At 35.5% G+C, this 20246-nt stretch carries 23 protein-coding genes and 3 tRNA genes; 6 read left to right on the top strand and 20 right to left on the bottom strand.

Annotation, left to right across the window (positions count from 1 at the left end; all coding sequences use genetic code 11):
* Positions 1-219: 219 nt before the first annotated feature.
* The 5 genes from KKC91_11845 to KKC91_11825 all read left to right on the top strand — a co-directional run bounded on the left by KKC91_11845 (position 220) and on the right by KKC91_11825 (position 5118).
* Positions 220-1077: a hypothetical protein gene (locus KKC91_11845; GenBank protein MBU0479242.1), complete on the top strand. Its 858-nt coding sequence runs from the start codon at positions 220-222 to the stop codon at positions 1075-1077.
* The gene (locus KKC91_11840; protein MBU0479241.1) at positions 1077-2102 is read left to right on the top strand and encodes a hypothetical protein; all 1026 of its coding nucleotides are present in this window, start codon (positions 1077-1079) and stop codon (positions 2100-2102) included. Before KKC91_11845 ends, KKC91_11840 begins: the two co-directional genes overlap by 1 nt.
* A gap of 69 nt (positions 2103-2171) precedes the next feature.
* Positions 2172-2984, top strand: a complete 813-nt coding sequence (locus tag KKC91_11835; protein ID MBU0479240.1) for a serine/threonine protein kinase — start codon at positions 2172-2174, stop codon at positions 2982-2984.
* A gap of 14 nt (positions 2985-2998) precedes the next feature.
* Positions 2999-4162, top strand: a complete 1164-nt coding sequence (locus KKC91_11830; protein MBU0479239.1) for a L,D-transpeptidase family protein — start codon at positions 2999-3001, stop codon at positions 4160-4162.
* Positions 4159-5118, top strand: a complete 960-nt coding sequence (locus KKC91_11825; GenBank protein ID MBU0479238.1) for an acetyl-CoA carboxylase carboxyltransferase subunit alpha — start codon at positions 4159-4161, stop codon at positions 5116-5118. The genes KKC91_11830 and KKC91_11825 overlap by 4 nt, the downstream gene beginning before the upstream one ends.
* Before the next feature lie 29 nt (positions 5119-5147).
* Here KKC91_11825 and KKC91_11820 read toward each other — a convergent pair.
* From KKC91_11820 to KKC91_11725, 20 genes are all read right to left on the bottom strand, one after another.
* Positions 5148-5220, bottom strand: a tRNA-Glu gene (locus KKC91_11820).
* A 4-nt stretch (positions 5221-5224) separates the two neighbouring features.
* Positions 5225-5295 (bottom strand) — tRNA-Gln (locus KKC91_11815).
* Positions 5296-5354: 59 nt separating this feature from the next.
* Entirely contained in the window at positions 5355-6077 is a 723-nt protein-coding gene (locus KKC91_11810) for a ComF family protein (GenBank protein ID MBU0479237.1), read from the bottom strand.
* 72 nt (positions 6078-6149) lie between these two features.
* Positions 6150-6455: a non-histone chromosomal MC1 family protein gene (locus KKC91_11805; GenBank protein MBU0479236.1), complete on the bottom strand. Its 306-nt coding sequence runs from the start codon at positions 6453-6455 to the stop codon at positions 6150-6152.
* Between the two features lie 205 nt (positions 6456-6660).
* Positions 6661-6735: transfer RNA gene (locus KKC91_11800), tRNA-Pro, on the bottom strand.
* Between the two features lies 1 nt (position 6736).
* Complete coding sequence (locus KKC91_11795) at positions 6737-7354, bottom strand: DedA family protein (GenBank protein ID MBU0479235.1); 618 nt, start codon at positions 7352-7354, stop codon at positions 6737-6739.
* Complete coding sequence (locus KKC91_11790; GenBank protein MBU0479234.1) at positions 7323-7991, bottom strand: protein-L-isoaspartate(D-aspartate) O-methyltransferase; 669 nt, start codon at positions 7989-7991, stop codon at positions 7323-7325. The genes KKC91_11795 and KKC91_11790 overlap by 32 nt, the downstream gene beginning before the upstream one ends.
* A complete protein-coding gene (locus KKC91_11785; protein MBU0479233.1) occupies positions 7979-8794 on the bottom strand; it encodes a hypothetical protein in 816 nt (271 codons plus the stop codon). Before KKC91_11785 ends, KKC91_11790 begins: the two co-directional genes overlap by 13 nt.
* Position 8795: 1 nt before the next feature.
* Positions 8796-9446 carry a glycosyltransferase family 2 protein gene (locus KKC91_11780; protein MBU0479232.1) on the bottom strand — a complete coding sequence of 217 codons (651 nt, stop codon included), beginning with the start codon at positions 9444-9446 and terminating at the stop codon, positions 8796-8798.
* A gap of 48 nt (positions 9447-9494) precedes the next feature.
* Positions 9495-10358, bottom strand: coding sequence for a lysophospholipid acyltransferase family protein (locus tag KKC91_11775; GenBank protein MBU0479231.1), 864 nt, complete (start codon positions 10356-10358; stop codon positions 9495-9497).
* 64 nt (positions 10359-10422) lie between these two features.
* Positions 10423-11265: an agmatinase gene (speB, locus tag KKC91_11770; GenBank protein MBU0479230.1), complete on the bottom strand. Its 843-nt coding sequence runs from the start codon at positions 11263-11265 to the stop codon at positions 10423-10425.
* Positions 11256-12092 carry a polyamine aminopropyltransferase gene (gene speE, locus KKC91_11765; protein MBU0479229.1) on the bottom strand — a complete coding sequence of 279 codons (837 nt, stop codon included), beginning with the start codon at positions 12090-12092 and terminating at the stop codon, positions 11256-11258. The genes speB and speE overlap by 10 nt, the downstream gene beginning before the upstream one ends.
* A complete protein-coding gene (locus KKC91_11760; protein MBU0479228.1) occupies positions 12093-12572 on the bottom strand; it encodes an arginine decarboxylase, pyruvoyl-dependent in 480 nt (159 codons plus the stop codon).
* Positions 12569-12937, bottom strand: a complete 369-nt coding sequence (speD, locus tag KKC91_11755; GenBank protein ID MBU0479227.1) for an adenosylmethionine decarboxylase — start codon at positions 12935-12937, stop codon at positions 12569-12571. The genes KKC91_11760 and speD overlap by 4 nt, the downstream gene beginning before the upstream one ends.
* Positions 12938-12951: 14 nt before the next feature.
* The gene (locus tag KKC91_11750) at positions 12952-13497 is read right to left on the bottom strand and encodes an XRE family transcriptional regulator (GenBank protein MBU0479226.1); all 546 of its coding nucleotides are present in this window, start codon (positions 13495-13497) and stop codon (positions 12952-12954) included.
* A gap of 174 nt (positions 13498-13671) precedes the next feature.
* Positions 13672-14166, bottom strand: a complete 495-nt coding sequence (locus tag KKC91_11745) for a DUF1854 domain-containing protein (protein MBU0479225.1) — start codon at positions 14164-14166, stop codon at positions 13672-13674.
* Positions 14167-14172: 6 nt separating this feature from the next.
* Complete coding sequence (locus KKC91_11740) at positions 14173-16401, bottom strand: ABC transporter ATP-binding protein/permease (GenBank protein ID MBU0479224.1); 2229 nt, start codon at positions 16399-16401, stop codon at positions 14173-14175.
* A gap of 83 nt (positions 16402-16484) precedes the next feature.
* Entirely contained in the window at positions 16485-17174 is a 690-nt protein-coding gene (locus KKC91_11735; protein ID MBU0479223.1) for an ABC transporter ATP-binding protein, read from the bottom strand.
* The gene (locus tag KKC91_11730) at positions 17167-18375 is read right to left on the bottom strand and encodes a lipoprotein-releasing ABC transporter permease subunit (protein ID MBU0479222.1); all 1209 of its coding nucleotides are present in this window, start codon (positions 18373-18375) and stop codon (positions 17167-17169) included. Before KKC91_11730 ends, KKC91_11735 begins: the two co-directional genes overlap by 8 nt.
* A 68-nt stretch (positions 18376-18443) precedes the next feature.
* On the bottom strand, positions 18444-19484 hold the full coding sequence (locus tag KKC91_11725; protein ID MBU0479221.1) for a Fic family protein: 1041 nt from the start codon (positions 19482-19484) through the stop codon (positions 18444-18446).
* A 194-nt stretch (positions 19485-19678) separates the two neighbouring features.
* Between KKC91_11725 and KKC91_11720 the strand changes: the two genes are divergently transcribed.
* Positions 19679-20131 carry a hypothetical protein gene (locus KKC91_11720; GenBank protein MBU0479220.1) on the top strand — a complete coding sequence of 151 codons (453 nt, stop codon included), beginning with the start codon at positions 19679-19681 and terminating at the stop codon, positions 20129-20131.
* The last annotated feature ends 115 nt before the right edge of the window (positions 20132-20246 follow it).

Here is a 20246-nt window from a genome sequence, read left to right as displayed (position 1 = left end):
TGATGAGAAAACTGGCATATCTGAAATCAGGTGCTGGTATGACAATAGGCTTATTGGTGTTCAAACAGCTAAAAATGAAGACCTAAATATTGTGCACTTTTAAACTTTAAACTGTGCACTTTTAAATTTTAGCTAACATTAAAAAAATCCTTGCCTGAATTGACGATTGAGGCCTGTTGTGATATATTCTAAGTGATTTGGAATTGGGTAAAAAGCAAAATGAAAAGATGTCTGATTGCAGTATTTGTTTTAGTATTCTTTTGCTCAAGTTGCGCAACCGCTCCATGTCCATATATTAAAAGAAAGCCATACGTAGGCAAAAGAAACGATCCTATCTCTGACCCAAGATACCCTCAGATAGAAGTAGGAAAAGAAATAAAAATTATAAATACGTTAGGGCATTATGTTTTTTCTTTACCTTCAAAGTTAATTTTATGGAACTGGAATATTGATAAGCATTGGATTTCTCAGAGAGTAATTGATGATATTGAAGAATACCTAAAAACTAATAATTTGCGGGACGTTAAGGTTCGGATTAATCAATATAATCCAATGAGAGAGTTTAGACGATTAAGAAAAAACTATAGAGTAGGCGCAGGATACAGATGGACTTTCGGAATAATAAGCTGGGTTAACTATCTAATTTTCCCGGGTATTTTATTTGGAGGAGATTCTTACAATCCGTACACAGACACAATAAATACATATTCTAATCTATCATCCATTGCATATCATGAATGTGGTCATGCAAAGGATTTCTCATGGCGAAAGCTAAAGGGAACCTACAACCTCCTGTATATGGTGCCAATCTGGACAGAAATACTTGAATATAGAGCAACCAAAGATGCTATAAGATACACATATTACAAAAAAGAGAAAGACAATGAACTAGAGTCTTATAAAGTGCTTTTCCCTGCTTTTGGATCTTATGTTGGAGGAGAAACGGCAAATCTTTTTGTGCTTCCATTTTATCCTGTGTATCTAGGAGCAATACTGGGAGGACATGTTGCAGGTCGAGTTAATGCGCACAAGAGAAACAAAAACTACGACAAATACTTGATGGAGCCGGATAAATAATGAACCTTTTTAAATATATCATAAAGCCCATTCTCATTATCGTTATCTTAATTGGATGTCATTCTGGTATATCTTATGCACTGAAACACAATGAAACCAGTTTGTTAACAGAACCTGATAATTGCCTGAGATTTTTCTTACGAATTGATTATGATGATAAGGGATTGAAATCAGCTGTTGATTTAATAATACAATCCTTTGTTCAAAGCAGAATCGTCCAGAACAGAGATCTTCAAATTTCGAATATATCTCTTCCTGTTTTTGATAAAATCTGGGGTAATATATATATTTCCAACACAGGGGAAACCATATATTTTATTACAGGGCATATAGTAAGTGAAGCCTCTGATATCTCTATGAAAATAGGAGATCTAGCCGTATCTCTTAAAATTGGAGACAAAAAAAGCAGTAAAATGTTGCGAAAGACAATTTTATCTGGGCTTTTAAGCAAACACATTGGGGGTGCAGACGGGATAAAAACCGAGACAGGTATTGTTTACAATAAAGGCAGAAATAAAAGAGGAGAATTATCAGCATATACTTTTATTGAAGATAATATAATTGTTGGTTCTACACTAAATATTGTTGAATATGCAAAAAGAAACTTTAACAATCTAAACACTCAAGCAACATTAAACGATAAAACTGATGGGTATATTACATTGGAAAACAAAAACAATCTATTGCTTCGTCTATTGAATAAATACTCCAGCAACCTTGGATTTTCTTTGGCAACGTCTCCTGATCTAAATAAAATCAACAACCTCAAAATAAAGTTTGATGTTGTTGATCAGGACAGAATAAAGCTCTCCTTTAATCTAATATCTTCTGACATCACTTCTCATGGACAAAATATACTTCAGAACGATATAAAGTTTATATTGGACCTACTGAGCAGAATTTGTATGCGAAAAAACATTGATTTTAGTTATAATCTTAAAGATAATTTAAACGTGGATATTGAGTTAAACAGTCTAGGAAAATACTGGAATAGCCTAACTGGCATCTCGAATACAACGAATTAAGATTTCAATTGACTTATATATGTTGGTTGATATGATGTATCAATTTTAAAATTAATCGTGGATTTGTTAATGATAGGAAAAACGTTTGGCAAATATATAATTCAGAATATTATTAAGTCAGGTGGAATGGCTCGCATATACAAAGCAAGTGATCCTATAACAAAGGATATAGTAGCAATTAAGATTCTCCGGCAATCTGCTACAAACCGCAGAGCAATAAAAGGGTTCATCCAAGAAACTAAGATGCTAAAAAAGCTAAATCACCCAAATATAATTCGGGTAATGAATTTTGGAAAAGAAGATGGAATGCCTTATATGGTGATGGAATATATTAATGGGGAAGATCTAAAAAAACTCCTGCTTTATAAAAAAACTAAAAAAATTCAGAGATACGATCTCATTTTACAGATAGGAAAAGGACTAGATTATCTCCATGAAAATAATATAATCCATTGTGACATAAAGCCTGAAAATATTCTGGTTTCAAAAAATAATGAAGTAAAAATTATAGATTTTGGTCTGGCGCGTTACAACAGGTTAAGTATCTTCACACGTAACCGCTTTATTGACGGTACACCTACTTACATGTCTCCCGAACAGATAAGAAAAAGACACACAGACAAGAGAACAGACATATATTCTTATGGAATCACCATATATGAAATGTTAACCGGCAAAGTTCCCTATCAAGCTAATGATAAAAACGCAATTATGAGAGCTCACATCGATATACATATACAACCAAGATTAGTTTCTTATTACGATTCCAGCATACCAAAAAATATTGAAAATTGTGTGATGAAGGCAATAGAAACGAATCCAAATAAAAGGCATAGAACGGTGTCGGAAATGATCTTGGACTTTAGTAGAAGTAAATTCTAGAAAGGGAGACAGATATGAAAAAAAAGAATACGAAATTCATATTAGTTACTATGATACTAATAATTGCTATTTACGTTGGATGGCAGGCATATTTTCTGTTCCTTCAAAAAGACATTTCTAATCAGTATAAAAAAGCAGACATGTTTTATAATAAAGGCGATTTTGAAAAAGCAAAGACTATCTATGCTGATCTGTTGAATAAAAGTCAAAAGCATAAATTTACATCCAAAGAAAAACAGGTAGAATTTATTTATAGACTTGCTATATGCAACAAAAAAATGGGGAATTTTAAAAATGCTGAGACTCTTCTCGACAGGATTATAGACCAATTCAAAAATTCAGAATATATTGACGAAACACTACTTGAGCTGGGTGAATTGGCACAGACAAAAGATGATCTTAAAAAAGCAGAGGCCATATATGACAGAATATTAAACGAACATCCTAACAGTAACATCTTTTTTAATGCTCTGTATGCCAAAGCTCGCGTTTATAAACTGCAAGGGAAACTCTTAAATGCTCTCTCTCTACTCGAGAGGGTTACTCTGAAGTCTGATAGTGATGAATTAAAAAATACAGCATACAAAGAGATTGGAGACATAAACGTAATGCTAATCTTCTCTCCTATTCCTACAAAAGATAGTGTAATTTACGAGGTAAAAGCTGGAGATATTCTCGGTTCAATTGCTAAACAATTTAATACTACGATTGATTTGATTAAAAAAAGCAATAAGCTGAAAAATGATGCAATAAGACCTGGCAAGAGGCTAAAAATAACTTCCGGATCCGGCTTCTATATTGAGATATATACAAAGTCTAATAAGCTTATTTTAAAAAACAATGGGGAACCTGTAAAAGTATACACAGTAGCTACTGGAACTCATGACGGCACGCCTCTAGGAAATTTTAAAATAGTAAACAAGCTTAAAAATCCACCTTGGTACACTGCAGGCACTAGAGTTCCCGCAGATAGCCCCAAAAATGTGCTTGGTACCCGTTGGATGGGAATATCTGAGAAAGGATATGGAATACACGGGACAATAGATCCTGCCAGCATCGGAAAACAATCTACAGAAGGCTGCATAAGAATGTATAATAAGGACGTAGAAGAGTTGTTTGACCTTGTGCCCGTTGAAACACCTGTAACTATAATTAAGACACAGGGAGACAAAAAGTGACGACAAATGGTCTTGAATTTGAAAAGCCTATTATAGAGCTGGAGAAAAGGATAGAAGAGTTAAAATCCTTTGCTTCTACAGAAAATATAGATTTTTCAGACGAGATAAAAGTACTTGAGAAAAAGGCACTTGAAAGTAAAAAACGAATATATCGGAATCTTACAGCATGGCAAAGAATGCAGATTGCCCGTCATCCTGACAGACCATATACTTTGGACTATATTAATGCCCTTATGAAAAACTTTATCGAGCTTCATGGCGATAGATCATTTGCTGATGACCAGGCAATAATAGGAGGATTGGCTAGCTTTCAAAATAAAACGGTTATGGTAATTGGCCACCAGAAAGGCAGAAATACAAAAGAAAACCTTAACAGAAACTTCGGAATGCCTCATCCTGAGGGTTATAGAAAAATGTTAAGGTTAATGAAAACAGCTGAAAAATTTTCCATTCCAATCATTTCTTTTATTGACACTCCAGGTGCCTATCCGGGCATTGGGGCAGAAGAAAGAGGACAGGCAGAGGCAATTGCACACAACTTAAAAGACATGGCCCATCTTCAAGTACCTACGATCGTTATAATTACTGGAGAAGGTGGTAGTGGAGGAGCGTTAGCGATTGGATTAGGAAATAAAGTTTTTATGCTGGAGAATGCTGTCTACTTTGTGTGTACTCCTGAAGCATGCGGTGCAATCCTCTGGAAAGACAGAACTAAAGCTCCCGAAGCTGCAGAAGCGCTTTGCATAACAGCATCGGATTTGAAAAAATTTAAAGTTATTGACGCAATAATACCTGAACCAGTTGGCGGAGTGCATAGAAATCCAGCCGAAGTAATCGAGAATATTAAGAATACATTAAAAACCTGTTTAAGTGAATTAGCTAAACTTTCTCCCGAAGAAATTAGTAATCAAAGATACGAAAAATACAGAAAAATAGGCAAGTTTTTAGAGAAGTAGTAGCCAACGCTTCCGCTTTGTAACCTTTGTAGCCCCAAGGGGAATTGAACCCCTGTTCCATGGCTGAGAACCACGTGTCCTGGTCCACTAGACGATGGGGCCGGAGCTGCCCCGCAAGGACTCGAACCTCGACTAGATGATCCAGAATCATCCGTCCTACCATTAGACGACGGGGCAAAACAATGAGCCAATTATAAAAAAACATTATATAAAGTCAAGATTTAACTCTTAACTCCCTATCGTCCTCTTGCTAAAGTATACACAAGAATTTCTCTTGCTCCAGCCTGCAATAAGACTCGAGAGCATTCATTAACAGTTGCACCTGTTGTCATAACATCATCAACAAGTAAAATTCTTTTTCCATTTAGCTTTTGTTCATTCCCTACTGAAAACGCTCCTTTAATATTCTTAGTACGTTCTTTCAGAGAAAGGCCTGTTTGTGAAGGAGTTGCCTTCGTTCTCTTTAAACTAGTTTTTGATAATGGTATATTGAACCTCTTACTAATCTTTTTCCCTATTAGTTCAGCCTGATTAAATCCTCTGGAATACTCTCGTATCCAATGGAGGGGTACAGGAATAATTAAATCGCAGCTAAAAAAATCAAGACTATCTGGCAATAAAAACACCTCAAACAACGTGTTTAAAAGATACGTCTTTTTCTTATATTTCAAAAAATGTATACACTCCTTTACTGAGCCATCATATATTCCACTAGCGCGCGCTTTTGAGAAACAAAACTGTTTCTCTCTGCATATCCCACAAATACCATTTATAAAAGGCCTACCACATTTATTGCAAACTTTTCCAGTAATAGGTATTATGCTTTTCTTGCATGCATCACAAAGATAGGTATTAGTCTGATATGAAAGCTGCCTTTTACATATCAGGCAATAAACTGGGAAAATAAGATTAATAACAAACCTAAATAGTTTTTGTAATCTTTTTATAGAAAACCTCATTTTTATCCTTAACAGAAAAGCCTGCTGTCACTTGGACAGCAGGCTTTTTATTACTTCGCAAGAAATAATTTACTATATTGTGTTCAATTTTTCAACACGAAGCTTCTTTACAGTAGGCTTATTAATCTTATTTGGCATCCATGCGGGTGCATTAGCGGGTTTAGCAACCTTCTGTACTGAACCTTTAAATATATGCACTCTCCACTTGCCATCCTTCTTCTGCCCATGTTCTCTGAGCTTGATCAGACCATCACTATCTTTCAATCCTCTGGAAGCAGCCTTTAAAGCAGCTTGTCTCGCTCCTTTTCCTTTAAATACACTGTCTTCCTTTTTGCCTATTCTTAATGAATAAAGCTTTGCTTCTGCTTTCTTTGCCATTGTATCACCTCCTTATTTTTGCTATTTTCTGTATTATAATCCAAAGCTTCTACAAAATGCAAATAAAAAATCGCTACTCACTGGCAATATTAAAGCCATAGCGTATGCATTCAGCCAATAACCTAACGCATGCTATCGTTTTACACATTTACATATACCATAAACTTACATTTTTACTGCTCAAAATTTGGCTATTCAAAACTAGTCGGGGCGAGTGGATTCGAACCACCGACCTCCACGTCCCGAACGTGGCGCGCTAGCCAAGCTGCGCTACGCCCCGCTTAATTCTTAATTGCAAATTTAAGTATCAAAAATCCTGCTATTAAAAGAATAGTAAACAAAATTGTTAACAGATTAAAATATTTATTTATGAAATTTTTAACAGATTCTCCAAAAAACTTTATCAATCCACCTACAATAAAAAATCTTAACCCTCTTCCTAACACTGATGATATAATGAAAACAGTAAAACTAATTTTACAAACGCCTGCAGCAATTGTAAAAACCTTATACGGAATAGGTGTGAAACCTGAGACAAATACCGCCAAAAAGGCATTATCGTTATATAAATCTTTTACATAGTTAAAAGATTCAGGGGTAAATCCAGGAATATATTTAAAAAAGAAATTGCTTGTATACTCCCATATCTTCATACCTATAAAATATCCGCATATTCCGCCTAATACAGAACCGATTGTTGTTATGAGACTATACAGTAAGGCCCTTTTAGGCTTTGATACACAAAGAGCTATTAATAGAACATCCGGAGGCACAGGAAAACAAGAGGATTCTGTAAAAGCTAATGTAAATAATGCTGGAATTGAATACCTTGAATGAGCCCAGCTCAATACCCAGTTATATAATCTTCTAATAATATTTCTTCTCACTATTCCATCCATGTTTACCTATCAATGGGACAAACATACATCCACAGATATTTTGGGTTTTTATTTTTTTATTGATTTTTGAAGCAACAAAAAGTTCTTGAGAAAAGGAATTACCTACAGGAATAACTATTCTACCACCCTCTGATAATTGATCTATAAGAACTTGCGAAACTTTAGGAGCTCCAGCTGTTACCATTATTCCATCATAGGGAGCATTCTCATGCCAACCAAGAGTTCCATCTCCTACCTTAAATTTTATGTTTTCATACCCTAGATGTTTAAGTATTCTCTGCGCACCTATAGATAATGTGCTAATTCTCTCCATTGTATAAACAGAAAAACCTAATTCTGCCAGGATTGCTGCCTGATACCCTGAGCCTGTGCCTAATTCCAAAATTTTTTCTCCACCACTAAGCTTCAAACATTCGCTCATTAACGCAACCATATACGGCTGGGATATAGTTTGAGATTCTCCTATAGAAAGCGGCTGATCAGTATATGCAACTGAGATACTATCAGAAGGAACAAAGAGGTGTCTTGGCACCTTGCTCATAGCATCAAGAACACGCTTATCTTTGATTCCCCTATGTGCCAGTTGAACGCCCACCATATTAAGACGTTCGTCCGTATAATCTTTTATTTTATCCATTTTTGCAAACCTGATGATATTTTTAATGCCATTATTTCAGTAAGTATATTCTCTATTATTGGGCTTAAGTCTAACTCAGGTTCTTTTAATGTTCCTTTTATAATGAAGCTCAGGTCAATATTGCCCTTTTTCTCATTTACATAATTAATGATATCTCTATAATCAAGTCCAATAAAAACCTGCCTATTTAAATCCTTGTCTTTTTCTGTACTTAAAAATAGATTTTTGATTAATATATGTTGAGAAAAATTAAGTTTGCCTTCTTTACATGTTCCAATTGATGAAATGTCTGCGGTGCCTTTTTTAATATAAACAGGGACACCAGCATAGTACTGTCCCATATATGCCATATCTATATTGGAACATTTTGTTTCCAGAGAGAAATCTCCTTTTGAACTTCTGATATCAACATTTCCCCTCAAATCCGCCTTAATATGTTTCTTGTAACCGAAATCAATACTTGCGAAAAATTTTGTTGGCTGGCTGGAAAGATAAAGAATGTTCTTTATTGCCGAAACCATATTAATGTTGATAAACACTTTATCAACATTAACGTTAAATTTCTTGCCACCAATATATTTATCAATAGATATATTATCAAAGACGATCATACCCTTTATTGTATTTACACGTGGCTTCTCTAGTTTTATATCGCAGTTAAAGCTATCTTTACATATGTTTTTAATTTTAGAGTACATCAGATTAGATGCTAGTGTATTTAGCGCTGGTATGATTGCAAACAGTACAACTATAGCCCCAGCGAGAATTAAAACCCATGGTCGGATAAACTTGTTTTTTCTCATCTTACCTGAAAAATACGCTGGATAGTATAAGCCTTATGAATTTCAGAGCATCTTTTAGCGGCCTTATTTTGCTCCGGGCGTTTGGTAAGTACACTGTTTTTATGGGAATTTCTTTTATTCTAAATCCTTTTCTGCCCGCTTTTATCAATACTTCAGATTCTGTTTCAAAATTGCTTGTTAATAGATTAATCTTTCTCAATACCTCTGTTCTAATAAGCCTATAACCGGACTGAGTATCCCTAATCCTCGAAGAAAGGAATAGTGAAGTAAAAAAGGATGTTATTCTATTTGTACACAATCGTATAAATGGCATATTTCTGGTGTCGCTCATCCTGTTGCCTACAACTATATCAGCGCTATTCTTCTTAAATTCCTCTATAAACTTTGGAAGTTCTGTATAATCGTGTTGTCTGTCCGCATCCATAGTTATTAAAGCTTTAAACATTTTTCTTTCAATATAGGAAAAACCTGTTCTTAGAGCTGCTCCTTTACCTTGATTGCTTACATGCTTTATAACTATAGCTCCGCCATCCAGTGCTCTCTGAGAGGTGCTGTCTGTTGACCCATCATCCACTACCATGACATCCTTAACTATTTTTTTAATATCCCTTATCAAATTGCAGATATGTTCTTCCTCATTGAAGCATGGCAATAAAACACAAATATTGCTTCTGGGTTTAATACTTAATATTTGTTTAATTTATTCTCCCTCCCACATGTGATGAAAAAGCAGCCATTGTTCAGGATAAAGACCTATGTATTCTTCTATAATCCCCGCAATTTGTAAAGCTGTTTTTTGTATGCTTTCATTTCTATTTTTCCCGCTTTTTGCAAAAAAGGGCTTCTCGAAAATTAGTTTATATGTCTCATCTGGTTGTCTGATAGCAAAAACAGGCAGTACAGCCGCTCCTGTCTCAACAGCCATCATTGCCGGTCCTTTTGGAACAATTGCCTCTTTACCGAATAAATCTACCTTTATCCCTCTTTTAAATATATCTCTATCTCCCAAAACAGCTATAGACTCTCCTTTTCTTAATACACGAAGCGCCTTCCTAAACGCAGACCCTACAGGAATTATATTCATATTTTTTTGTTTTCTCTGTCTAATAAAAAACTGATTAACTCTCGGGTTATCATGACTTAATACAATTGCATTTATAGGATAACCTTTAAGAGAAAGCGCTATCCCTCCTATTTCCCAGTTGCCAAGATGTGCGCTCAATGCGATTACTCCCCGCTTATAGCTAAAAGCTTCATCTATGTAATGCCTATTTTTTATTCTCACAATTTTATCAATGTTATTTGCATCTATTTTTGGAAAAAACAAAAAATCCGCCAGATATTTACCAAAGTTCAAATAGGTCAGCCATATTAACCTGCAAAATTCTTCTTTGGTTAACTTTCCTTTGACAACATGAGACATATTGTTTCTAACAGCCTGCCTGCTCTGCCATGAAAAGTAGTAATATAATCTGCTGACTATCCTTGCCACACAATAGGCCCATTTCTTGGAAAGATAAATGGCAAGAAACTGAGCAATAAGATAACATAAATAGCGAATCATTTTACATTTTTATCACATTACAGAGCCGTCTACAAGTTTAAATATATGCTGGGTAGTTTTGTAATTAGATTACAAGAAGCATTTCACGTAATAGTTTTGCAGCAAGAAAAGAAGATATATTTGATGGATCATAATGTGGAGAAAGCTCAACCAAATCAAGCCCAACTATATGTAACTTTTTTGCGTATTTCAAGAATGCCATAACAGTGTTAAAACAAATACCCCCTGCTTCTGGGTTGCCTACTCCGGGAACGAAGGATGGATCAAAAACATCTATATCTAATGTTATATAAGTTGGTTTCTTGGCAGCCGCCTTTATGAGCCTTTCAAAATCCTTTTTACTGAATTGGTAAATAGTATTATGCTTTTTACAAAGAGCAAATTCCTCTTTTAATCCTGACCTGATACCAAATTGATATATATTTTGAAAACCAACAATCTCAGATACTCTTCTCATGACCGTAGCATGAGATAACCTTTCATCCATAAATTGATCTCTCAAATCAGTATGCGCATCAAGCTGTATTACATTCAGGTTTTTGTATTTTTTATAACATTCTTCTATTGCCGCTAGAGAAATTAAATGTTCTCCGCCAATTGCTACTGGAACTTTCCCGTCTCGCAAAATATCCTTAACTAGTTTTTTTACTTGATTAAGAGCACGTATTTTCTCTCCAAATGGAAGTTCCAGATCCCCAATATCAGCAATTCTTAAATCTTCCGTATCCTTAAACTGTAAAGGGCTATAAGTTTCTATGCTTCTGGACGCTTCCCTTATAGCGTCTGGAGCAAATCTAGAACCGCTGCGATATGAGGACGTTCCATCAAAAGGAGCGCCAAAAATTACTATGTCTGCATCTTCATATTTTTTATTAGCGCAGAGGAACTGGTTAGTGCTTAACTGCATAATTTTTGCGCAAAGTTTGGCAGGGCAAAACTGGCCCTGTGAATTTCAGAGTTGTAATATTTCAGTTGAGCCTGAATATCTGCCGCCCTTTTCTGATTAAAATCCTTTATTGGGTCATACTTCTTGGAACCAATAGAAAAACTCCAATATCCTCCCGGATAAGTAGGAATAGAAGCAGTATACATTTTGGCTATTGGGAAAACAGCTTTAATGTTTTTAAATATATCAGCGACCAAATTGCCGCTGATAAATGGGGATTCAGTTTGAGCAACCATAATACCATCCTCTTTCAAACTATCAAAAACTGATTCGTAAAATTCTTTTCTGACTAAGCCCTCTCCCGGGCCAATGGGATCAGTAGAATCTATGATTATAATATCATACTCATTTTTATGATTCTTAACATACTCTATTCCGTCTTTAACAATAATATTAACTCTTGGATCTTTAAGCTTACTGCTGACATTTGGAAAAAACTCCATACTTTTTTCTATAACTATTTTATCTATTTCAACCAAATCTGCTTTTTTAACTTCAGAGTGTCTCAGAATCTCTCTGATAGTTCCACCATCTCCCCCTCCTATAACTAGAATATTTGACGGATTTGGGTGAACACATATTGGAGTATGAGTAATCATTTCATGATAAACAAATTCATCACGTTCAGTAATCATAACAAGCCCATCTAAAAGAAGCATGCGACCAAATTCAAACGTATCCAGAACATCAATTACTTGATATTTACTTTTACCATGAAATAAAGCTGTTTTTATCTTTAACGTAATTCCCAAATTTTTTGTGTGTTTCTCAGTAAACCACAGTTCCATTTATATCTCTCCATTATCCCATAAGACAACTGCAGCAAATGCATTACCTATCTTCTTCACTTTATGCTCCACGCTTTTAGAAGTAATTTTCCTTATTTTTTCTCCTCTGGAAGACATCCCTTCTTCAGACATTCTTCTTACAATATTCTCTATATCCTCCCTATGCCCTCTGGCTGAATATTCCATTATTAAACCAGGTTTAGAATCATTCTCCGGTATTGCCACGGCAACTGCTGCAGAAATAATCTCACCTGGAATATCAGAACTAATAGATGCATACGCTACCGGCACTAACGCTCCGAAAGGAAGATTAATAGGTTTCATTTTTTTACAAGCAGGAGGAACTATGCTACTCATTCTAACGAGATTTGTATCTCCTATTCCGGAGTTAAGCAATGCCATGTCAAAAGCATTTAAAGGAGTCTTCCCCTCTCCTTCTCCTGAAACAAGAAAAAAACAGGTTGGAGTTTTAATAATCATTTTTTCTGTCTCTCCTTTATTCCCTGCCCTCTTCTCATCTCAAATACTGTAGAACGCTTAGCTTTTAGCTTCTTCTTCAAGAAGTCATATGCTTTCCACGGGACTACTGTGTTTCCGCATGTAAAAACATCCACTGATGCAAAACAATGTTCAGGCCATGTATGAATCGCAAGATGAGACTCAGCTATCACTACTACGCCGCTCACGCCGTGAGGGTTAAAAAGATGGAATACGCTTTTAACTATTGTTGCTCCGCAAGCATTAGCCGCTTCATTCATGATTTTCTCTATCATATCCACATCGTTTAAAAGAGCCTTGTCGCAATCATACAATTCCCCTAAAATATGTTTGCTTAAAGCATCCATTTCATATCTCCTTTTTAAAAAGTTGGCGGGGATGAAACCCAGAGAAGCCTTGCTCTCTTTTTCCCGACATTTTCTATATAATGACTTGCCTCTGACCGGAAATAAAAACACTGCCCGCTAAATATTTTCATAACTTTTTTATCGAGATGAAGAGCAATTTTACCTGTCATAATAAAACCAAACTCCTCACCTTCGTGAATTTTATCTTTTGAGGTCACCTGCCCGACATCCAAATCTACTAACACAACATCCATGTTTCTGTTTTGAGCCCCTGGAACCAAAACTTCAACTTTTGGAACCCCTTCCCCTTCTGAGATGGCAACTCTATCACTCTTACTGTATATGATTTTATTTCTTTCTACCTTGCTGAAAAAAGAGGATAAGTCTTCATCTAACACCTCTAATACTTGAGTTAAGGTTGCAATGCTTGGAGATGTTAAATCTCTTTCCAGTTGTGAAAGAAATCCTTTTGTAAGATTTGACCTGGAAGCAAGCTCCTGCAAAGTCAGTCCGCTTTCTACACGTAATCTTTTTATCTTTTGGCCAATCTTTACATCCACAGAAGTTTCCTAATATAAACTTTCAATGGGAGTATATAAAACACGGAAAAACCTGTCAATAAAAAAAGTATATTAAACAGAATTTTTTACAAGGCCGTCTACAAGTTTAAGCATACGTGGTGCAGTTTTAGCAAAAGTTTCATCTATGTAATGCCTGTTTTCTATTATTGTGATTTACAGAAGTACTCTATCCAATTCTATTCTTGCTTTTGCGGGCAGTTTATTATGACGGGTAATTTTATACCTGCATTTCTCTACATCAGTTATTATTATCCTGCCATCATCTTTAAGAAAAAAATTTTCTCTTCTATCCCTCAAATAAAATCTCTTTTCCCCTCGATCAGTAACAACATCCCATTCCCATAAACTATACGTCTGCTTAATTCTTTTTATGTCCGTAATCTCTGGGATAAAATACCTAAACTTTATATCTTCTCTTACAAAATTCTGCTGAGTTGAAGACAGTTTTTTAAAATGTTTTATAATACCTATCTCTTCAAATTCAGAACCTTTTTTACATACAATAGAAATAAAATCCTCCGGGTCGGAAAAAGGGAACATAGGAATACAATGAACGTCTCTAATTCTTTTCCCATCTTCCAGGGTAATGTTAAGCGCCCCAGACTCTGATCTTTTAAATTTTACATTATTATAGTCTAATATCTTCATTTTCCCCTATCCGTCAACTGCTTTAATCTTTGAAAGCTTCTTTTGCATCATAACCAAATTGTAGAATACACCTTTTTTAGCCATAAGCTCTTCATGTGTTCCAAACTCAGTAATTTTCCCATCTTCAATAACTAACAGTCTGTTACAACTTCGCAGTGTTGAAAGCCTGTGAGCAATAGCAATTGTCGTCCTGCCTCTTATAAGATTTAGGAGTGCATCCTGAATTTTTCCCTCCGTCTGTGTGTCAACAGATGAAGTTGCCTCATCAAGAATAAGAATTCGAGGATTCCTTAAAATTGCACGTGCAATAGATATCCTCTGTTTTTCTCCTACCGAGAGCTTGTTCCCTCTTTCCCCGACTTCAGTATCATAACCATCAGGCTTATTTATAATAAATTCATGTGCGTTTGCAGTAATAGACGCTTCTATTACTTCTTCCTTAGTTGTATCAGGTTTTGCATAGGCAATATTATCGAATATTGTTCCATTAAATAAAAAAGTCTCCTGTAGTACAATCCCAATTTGACTCCTCAAATCAGAGTGCTTTATTTTTCGAATATCTAGTCCGTCTATAAAAATGCCTCCCTTATTCACATCATATAAGCGGCATATAAGATTAATCATTGTACTTTTACCTGCACCACTTTTTCCAACAAGTCCAATCATCTCGTTAGAATATATCTTCACAGTAAGATCCTTGATTATGGGCTTAAACTTGTTATATCCGAACGTTACATCTCTAAATTCAATTTCACCCTTTATATGCGGCATGCCTACTGCACCAGAACTATCTTTAATTTCCGGTTCTGTATCAATCACATCAAAAACCCTTTCACCTGCAGCTAGTGAATTAGTTATCATTTGAGCCATTCTTGTAAGCATGAAAACAGGTCTATAAAACATCATTAAATACCCTGAATATGCCACAACTGAACCAACAGACATTTTCTCTAAAAACACCAGTTTTCCACCAACGAACCACACGACAACAACCCCACACATTATAAAAAAGTGCAAAATTGGGTGATATATACTCCATTTTTTTGTAAGTTCTATCCCTGCATCTCGATAGCTGCCACTTCTCCTTTCGAACTTTTCTATTTCCGCTGACTCCTGTCCAAAGACCTTAATAACTCTCATGCCTGATATGGAATCATTCACTAATGCACTTAACCTGGCTCGTCTTTGGAAAAATCTATGGAAATAAGTTCTTATGTTCGGGAAAATCTTCTTCAAAAACAAAACAGTTGCTACAACGGGAATGAAAATAAATAGTGTAAGTTGCCAGCTTAATATAAATAGAAATGCACCAACTCCTATCAGCATAAAAATGCTCTCCATTGTAAGAGGCAAAAAGTCCACAAGAAACTGTTGAAGTTCTCCTGTGTCTTGATTGACCCTTGCAAGTATCGCACCTGTCTGGTGTTTATCAAAGAATGATAAAGATAGTTCCTGCAGTCTCTTATACATGGCAGCTCTTACATCATAAACTGTTCTAAAGCCCATAGAACCAGATAGTCTCTCCCGTATACCCTCGAAAAATAACTGCCCTGCGTATGCGACTAACAATACTAATACTGCTAAAGGCAGCCATTTAGCGTAAACATATATTCCTGTTATAGAATCCGGTTTAAATATAAAATCTATGAATAGTTTACTCATATATGGGGTTGCAAGTCCAAATCCTGTACCAAGAATCATTGTCAAGAATATGAAAAAGAGAAGCTTTGTATATGGTCTGGAAAAATTTAATATGCGGAAAAGAGTTTTTCTTCTCTCAGTACATCTAGGACACTTGTTCATATCCTGCGGGATTGGTCTTGAACATGTTTTGCATATTTTTCTATGTTTAGTTCTATCTTTTCCTACAAGACTTTTCCCACTCAAAAGATCTTTTATGTCATCAACAGCCTGGCAAAAATCCGCATTCTTCGCATCTGAGTACGAAATTAGACGGTAAATGTGCTCTCCAGTGTCAACTTCTAAAACTCCACTGCCGACCAGATTTATAGCTTCTGCTTTCTTTATAGAATCAAGCTCTATTACTGAAAGAATATCTACATCCAGTTTATTGACCGAAAAAACCAGAAGTTTTTTACTGGTAACAACAAGCCATTCCTCACCATATAAGCCCTTAGCAGTAACATCCGAACTGAGGGCTATAAGGATTTCTTCATCCTGAAAATCTTTTTTCAGTTTTTCTTTTAGCTTTTTGGGTAATTTTTCTTTTTCCATGGCGGATTATTATATTTTATTTTATGGGCTTTGTCTAAATTTAGTTTGTAGCAAGATTTTACGATTTATATTACAAAAAGTTTTTAGCCGCTTTTTACAGAGCCGTCTACAAGTTTAAGCATACGCGGTGCAGTTTTAGCAAAAGTTTCATCGTGTGTTGCAATAACAATCGTAATACCCTTATCCTTATTGAGATTCCAGAGCAGTTTGTAGATTGTGTCCCTGTTCTCTTTATCCAGATTACCTGTTGGCTCATCTGCAAGTATAATCTCAGGGTTATTGACCAAGGCACGGGCTATTGCAACCCTTTGCTGCTCCCCGCCTGAGAGCTGATTGGGCCTGTGAAGGCGCCTTTTTCCCAGGCCAATATCTCCAAGTACTTGCTCGATAGCTTTATGTTTCTCCTTTGGCAGCCTGTATTTCTTGCTTTTTATCATCAGGGGAAGGCTTACATTCTCAATAACCGTCAACTCAGAAAACAGATGAAAGAACTGAAATATAAAGCCTATTTTCCTGTTGCGAAGAGTAGATTTTTCATCTTCAGTCATTTTTTTTATATCAACCCCATCATATTTCAGGCCTCCCTCTGTAGGAGAATCCAATACACCGAGTATATGTAAAAGTGTGCTTTTCCCTGAACCTGAAGGACCTGTAATTGAGAGAAATTCTCCTTTGTAAATATCCAGATTAACATCTTTCAAAGCCAGTAGTTCCTTCTCTCCATCAGAATATTTTTTATGTAAACCTTTTGCCTGAATAATTGTTTTATTCATACCTTAGCGCCTCTACAGGGTCAAGCTTTGAAGCCTGGCTGGCTGGATACAAAGTGGATAGAAAACTGATTAATATTGATGCTACACATACCGCGCTGAAGTCCAAAATACGCATATCAACAGGAAGATTTTTTAAGTAATACACTTCGGGAGGCAGATGTATAAATTGATACTTTTTTAATAACAAGCAAAGTCCAACTCCACCAATACATCCTAATATTGTTCCCAGAACCCCAATTATTGTACCTTCAAGAATAAATATCTTTCTTATGCTCCTTAAATCCGCCCCTATTGCTTTAAGTATGCCTATATCTTTTGTCTTCTCAAGAATTATCATAATAAGCGTACTGACTATATTGAACGCTGCCACAATAATGATTAAACCCAGTATTATAAACATTGTGATTTTCTCAAGCTTAAGTGCAAAAAAGAAGGCTCTATCCAGAGTCTGCCAGTCTCTGACCAAAAAACGATACTCTAAGAGCTCTTTTATTTCCCCACTGATCTGTGGAGAAAGATAAATATTATCCAGTTTTATCTCAATTCTATTCACACCTTTTAGGTTGTAAAGTTTCTTCGCTGTATTAAGAGAAACATACGCAAGTGTGTTGTCATATTCGTATATGCCGCATTCAAATAGTCCGATAACCTTTAAACTGGCAGTTTTGGGAATAATTACTCCTCCTGGCCCTACTTTATATTCAGGAGATATCACTGTCACTTCTTCATGCAGTCTTACACCAAGATTTCTTGCCAGTTCCTTTCCAAGCACGATATTGTAAGAGTCTTTATCTAATTTCATTGAGCCTTCTATTATATACTTTGAAATATCTGTCGTGTTCTTTTCCATTAAGGGATCTATTCCTTTTATCATTATCCCCATAGCATCAGTTTGATATTTGATCATCCCTTGTCCTGCTATTACAGGAGAACAGCCTAGAACATGAGACACATTCTTGACCTTGTCTATTATTTGAGGATATTCTTTTATCTCTGTATCAGATATAGCAATGTGAGATTTTATACCGAGCATTTTGCCTTTTAAATGCTTATCAAACCCATTCATTACAGACATAACAACAATAACAGCCATTACTCCAATAGCTATTCCGAGAACAGATATTAGGGTAATAAGGGATATGAATTTTGTCTTATGATGTAATCTCAGATACTTCAGGGCAATAAATAATTCATAGCTCATGATATTCACTCATCCAATTCACTACTAGCTTTTGCGTGCAATTTGCGTGCAATTTGCGTGCAATTACTTCATTTTAGAATGTATTTTACGGCCCTGCTCACACCTGTCTTTTTAATTAGTCCCTTACTTTCCAATAGGCTCAAATCGTAATTTGCGGTGCGCAAAGACACTTTGAATTTCTCAACATATTGTGAGCGCGAAATATGCTGATTTTGGATAATGAATTTTAAAGCACTTACTTGACGTTCCTTTAAACCTATTGTCTCTGCCTTTTGTAAAACTGAACCATATTTAATTATGCTTTTGCCCTTCTGCTTTATCTGGTCCATTTGTGTTCTCAATCCTTGAACAAAATATTCAAGCCAGAAGGTCATATCCATATTATTTTCTCTAACAGACTGAATCGCTTTATAATAAGATAATCTATCTTTATCATAATATTCCGAGAGCGAAAACAACCTTTTAAAGTCATATCCTGTCTTATAAAGAATAAGAGTAGAGAGCAACCTTGCTGTACGACCATTACCATCTAAAAAAGGATGAATATGAACAAACTGAAATTGAGCTATCCCTGCAAGAAGAACTGTGGATACTTCCTCATTCCTATTAAGCCACTGCGCAAATTCTAGCATAAGACGCGGAACTTCCAAAGATGAAGGCGGAGTATAGATGACCTCCCGGGTTCTGGAATTTACAACATAGTTTTGAACCTTGCGGTATTCTCCCGGTTCAGCCTGACCACCCCTTACACCTTTTACAAGAATTTTATGTATCTCTCTTATAAGCCCTTCAGTAACAGGATCTGCTTTGCCTAGGTATGTAGAAACAAAATCCATTGCTCTCTTATAATTCAAAAGCTCTCTTCTGTCATCTGGTCTTACACCTTTTACATCCTTACCGTTGAGAACCTTCCTTGCCTGTTCAAGAGTTAAAGCCGTACCCTCAATATGTGTAGAATAGTGAGATTCTAAAACAAGCGCTTCTTTTTGTATCGCAGAAAACCACTCTTCTTTAATCTTTATCGCGTCTAAAAAGCCTCTTACTCTTTCTATTTCTACAAGAGACTTGTTGATTTTAGCAGATATAGTAAATTTAGGGTCAAATAGCATCTAAAGCTCCTTAAGGTTTATGTCTCCAGCATTGTCGACTTTTTTCGCATTCAAGTCCGTTCCTTCTGGTATTATATTGCAAATGTAAAAGTTAACAAGAATTTATTGCTGAATTAGTAAAAATTTGGTATATTTTATGCTGAGAAAGCAAGACAATATGGATTTCATGTATTAATTGTTATATGAATACTAAAATGTTAATTATTAAATATTCACTATTACTTAATTCTCTCATTGTGTTACTCAGTATGAACCCAGTCTATGCTTGGCAATTAGAAAACAAATCTCTTAAAGGGTGCATTAAAGAGACACCATTGATAATTATCGGAAAAACAACAAAGGTGATACACAAGAAAAAATCGCTGTTTGGTGGGGTTGGAAAAGAATGGAAAATAAAATTAAAAGTCTTAAAGGTTCTTAAGGGAAACCTAGATAATCAAGAAATTCTTGTATACTTTTCAGATGTTAAAGTGGAAAAGGGAAGTTTTGATCACAATCAAGAGTATCTGTGGTTTTTGCATCATTTTGGCAACTCAAGAGATGAGTATTGGACGAAAAACTTCATGAGTGTTTTTCCAAAAGAAAAAGAAAAAGAAATATTGAAAATTATACAAAACCATATAAGGGTACTAGACAGATTTGGCTAAAATTGGGGCTTAAGCGTAAGCCTATAAGTAAGAGTGTGTTACAGAGCAAATTTCGTTAAATACAGAAAAATCATTCCCTAAAATGGTTGAATTCAAAACGAAAATATCAAGGATT

Source organism: bacterium (genome assembly GCA_018812485.1).
Taxonomy (GTDB): domain Bacteria; phylum JAHJDO01; class JAHJDO01; order JAHJDO01; family JAHJDO01; genus JAHJDO01.
Note: the sequence above shows the minus strand (reverse complement) of the source record. Positions and strands in the feature narration are given on the sequence as shown.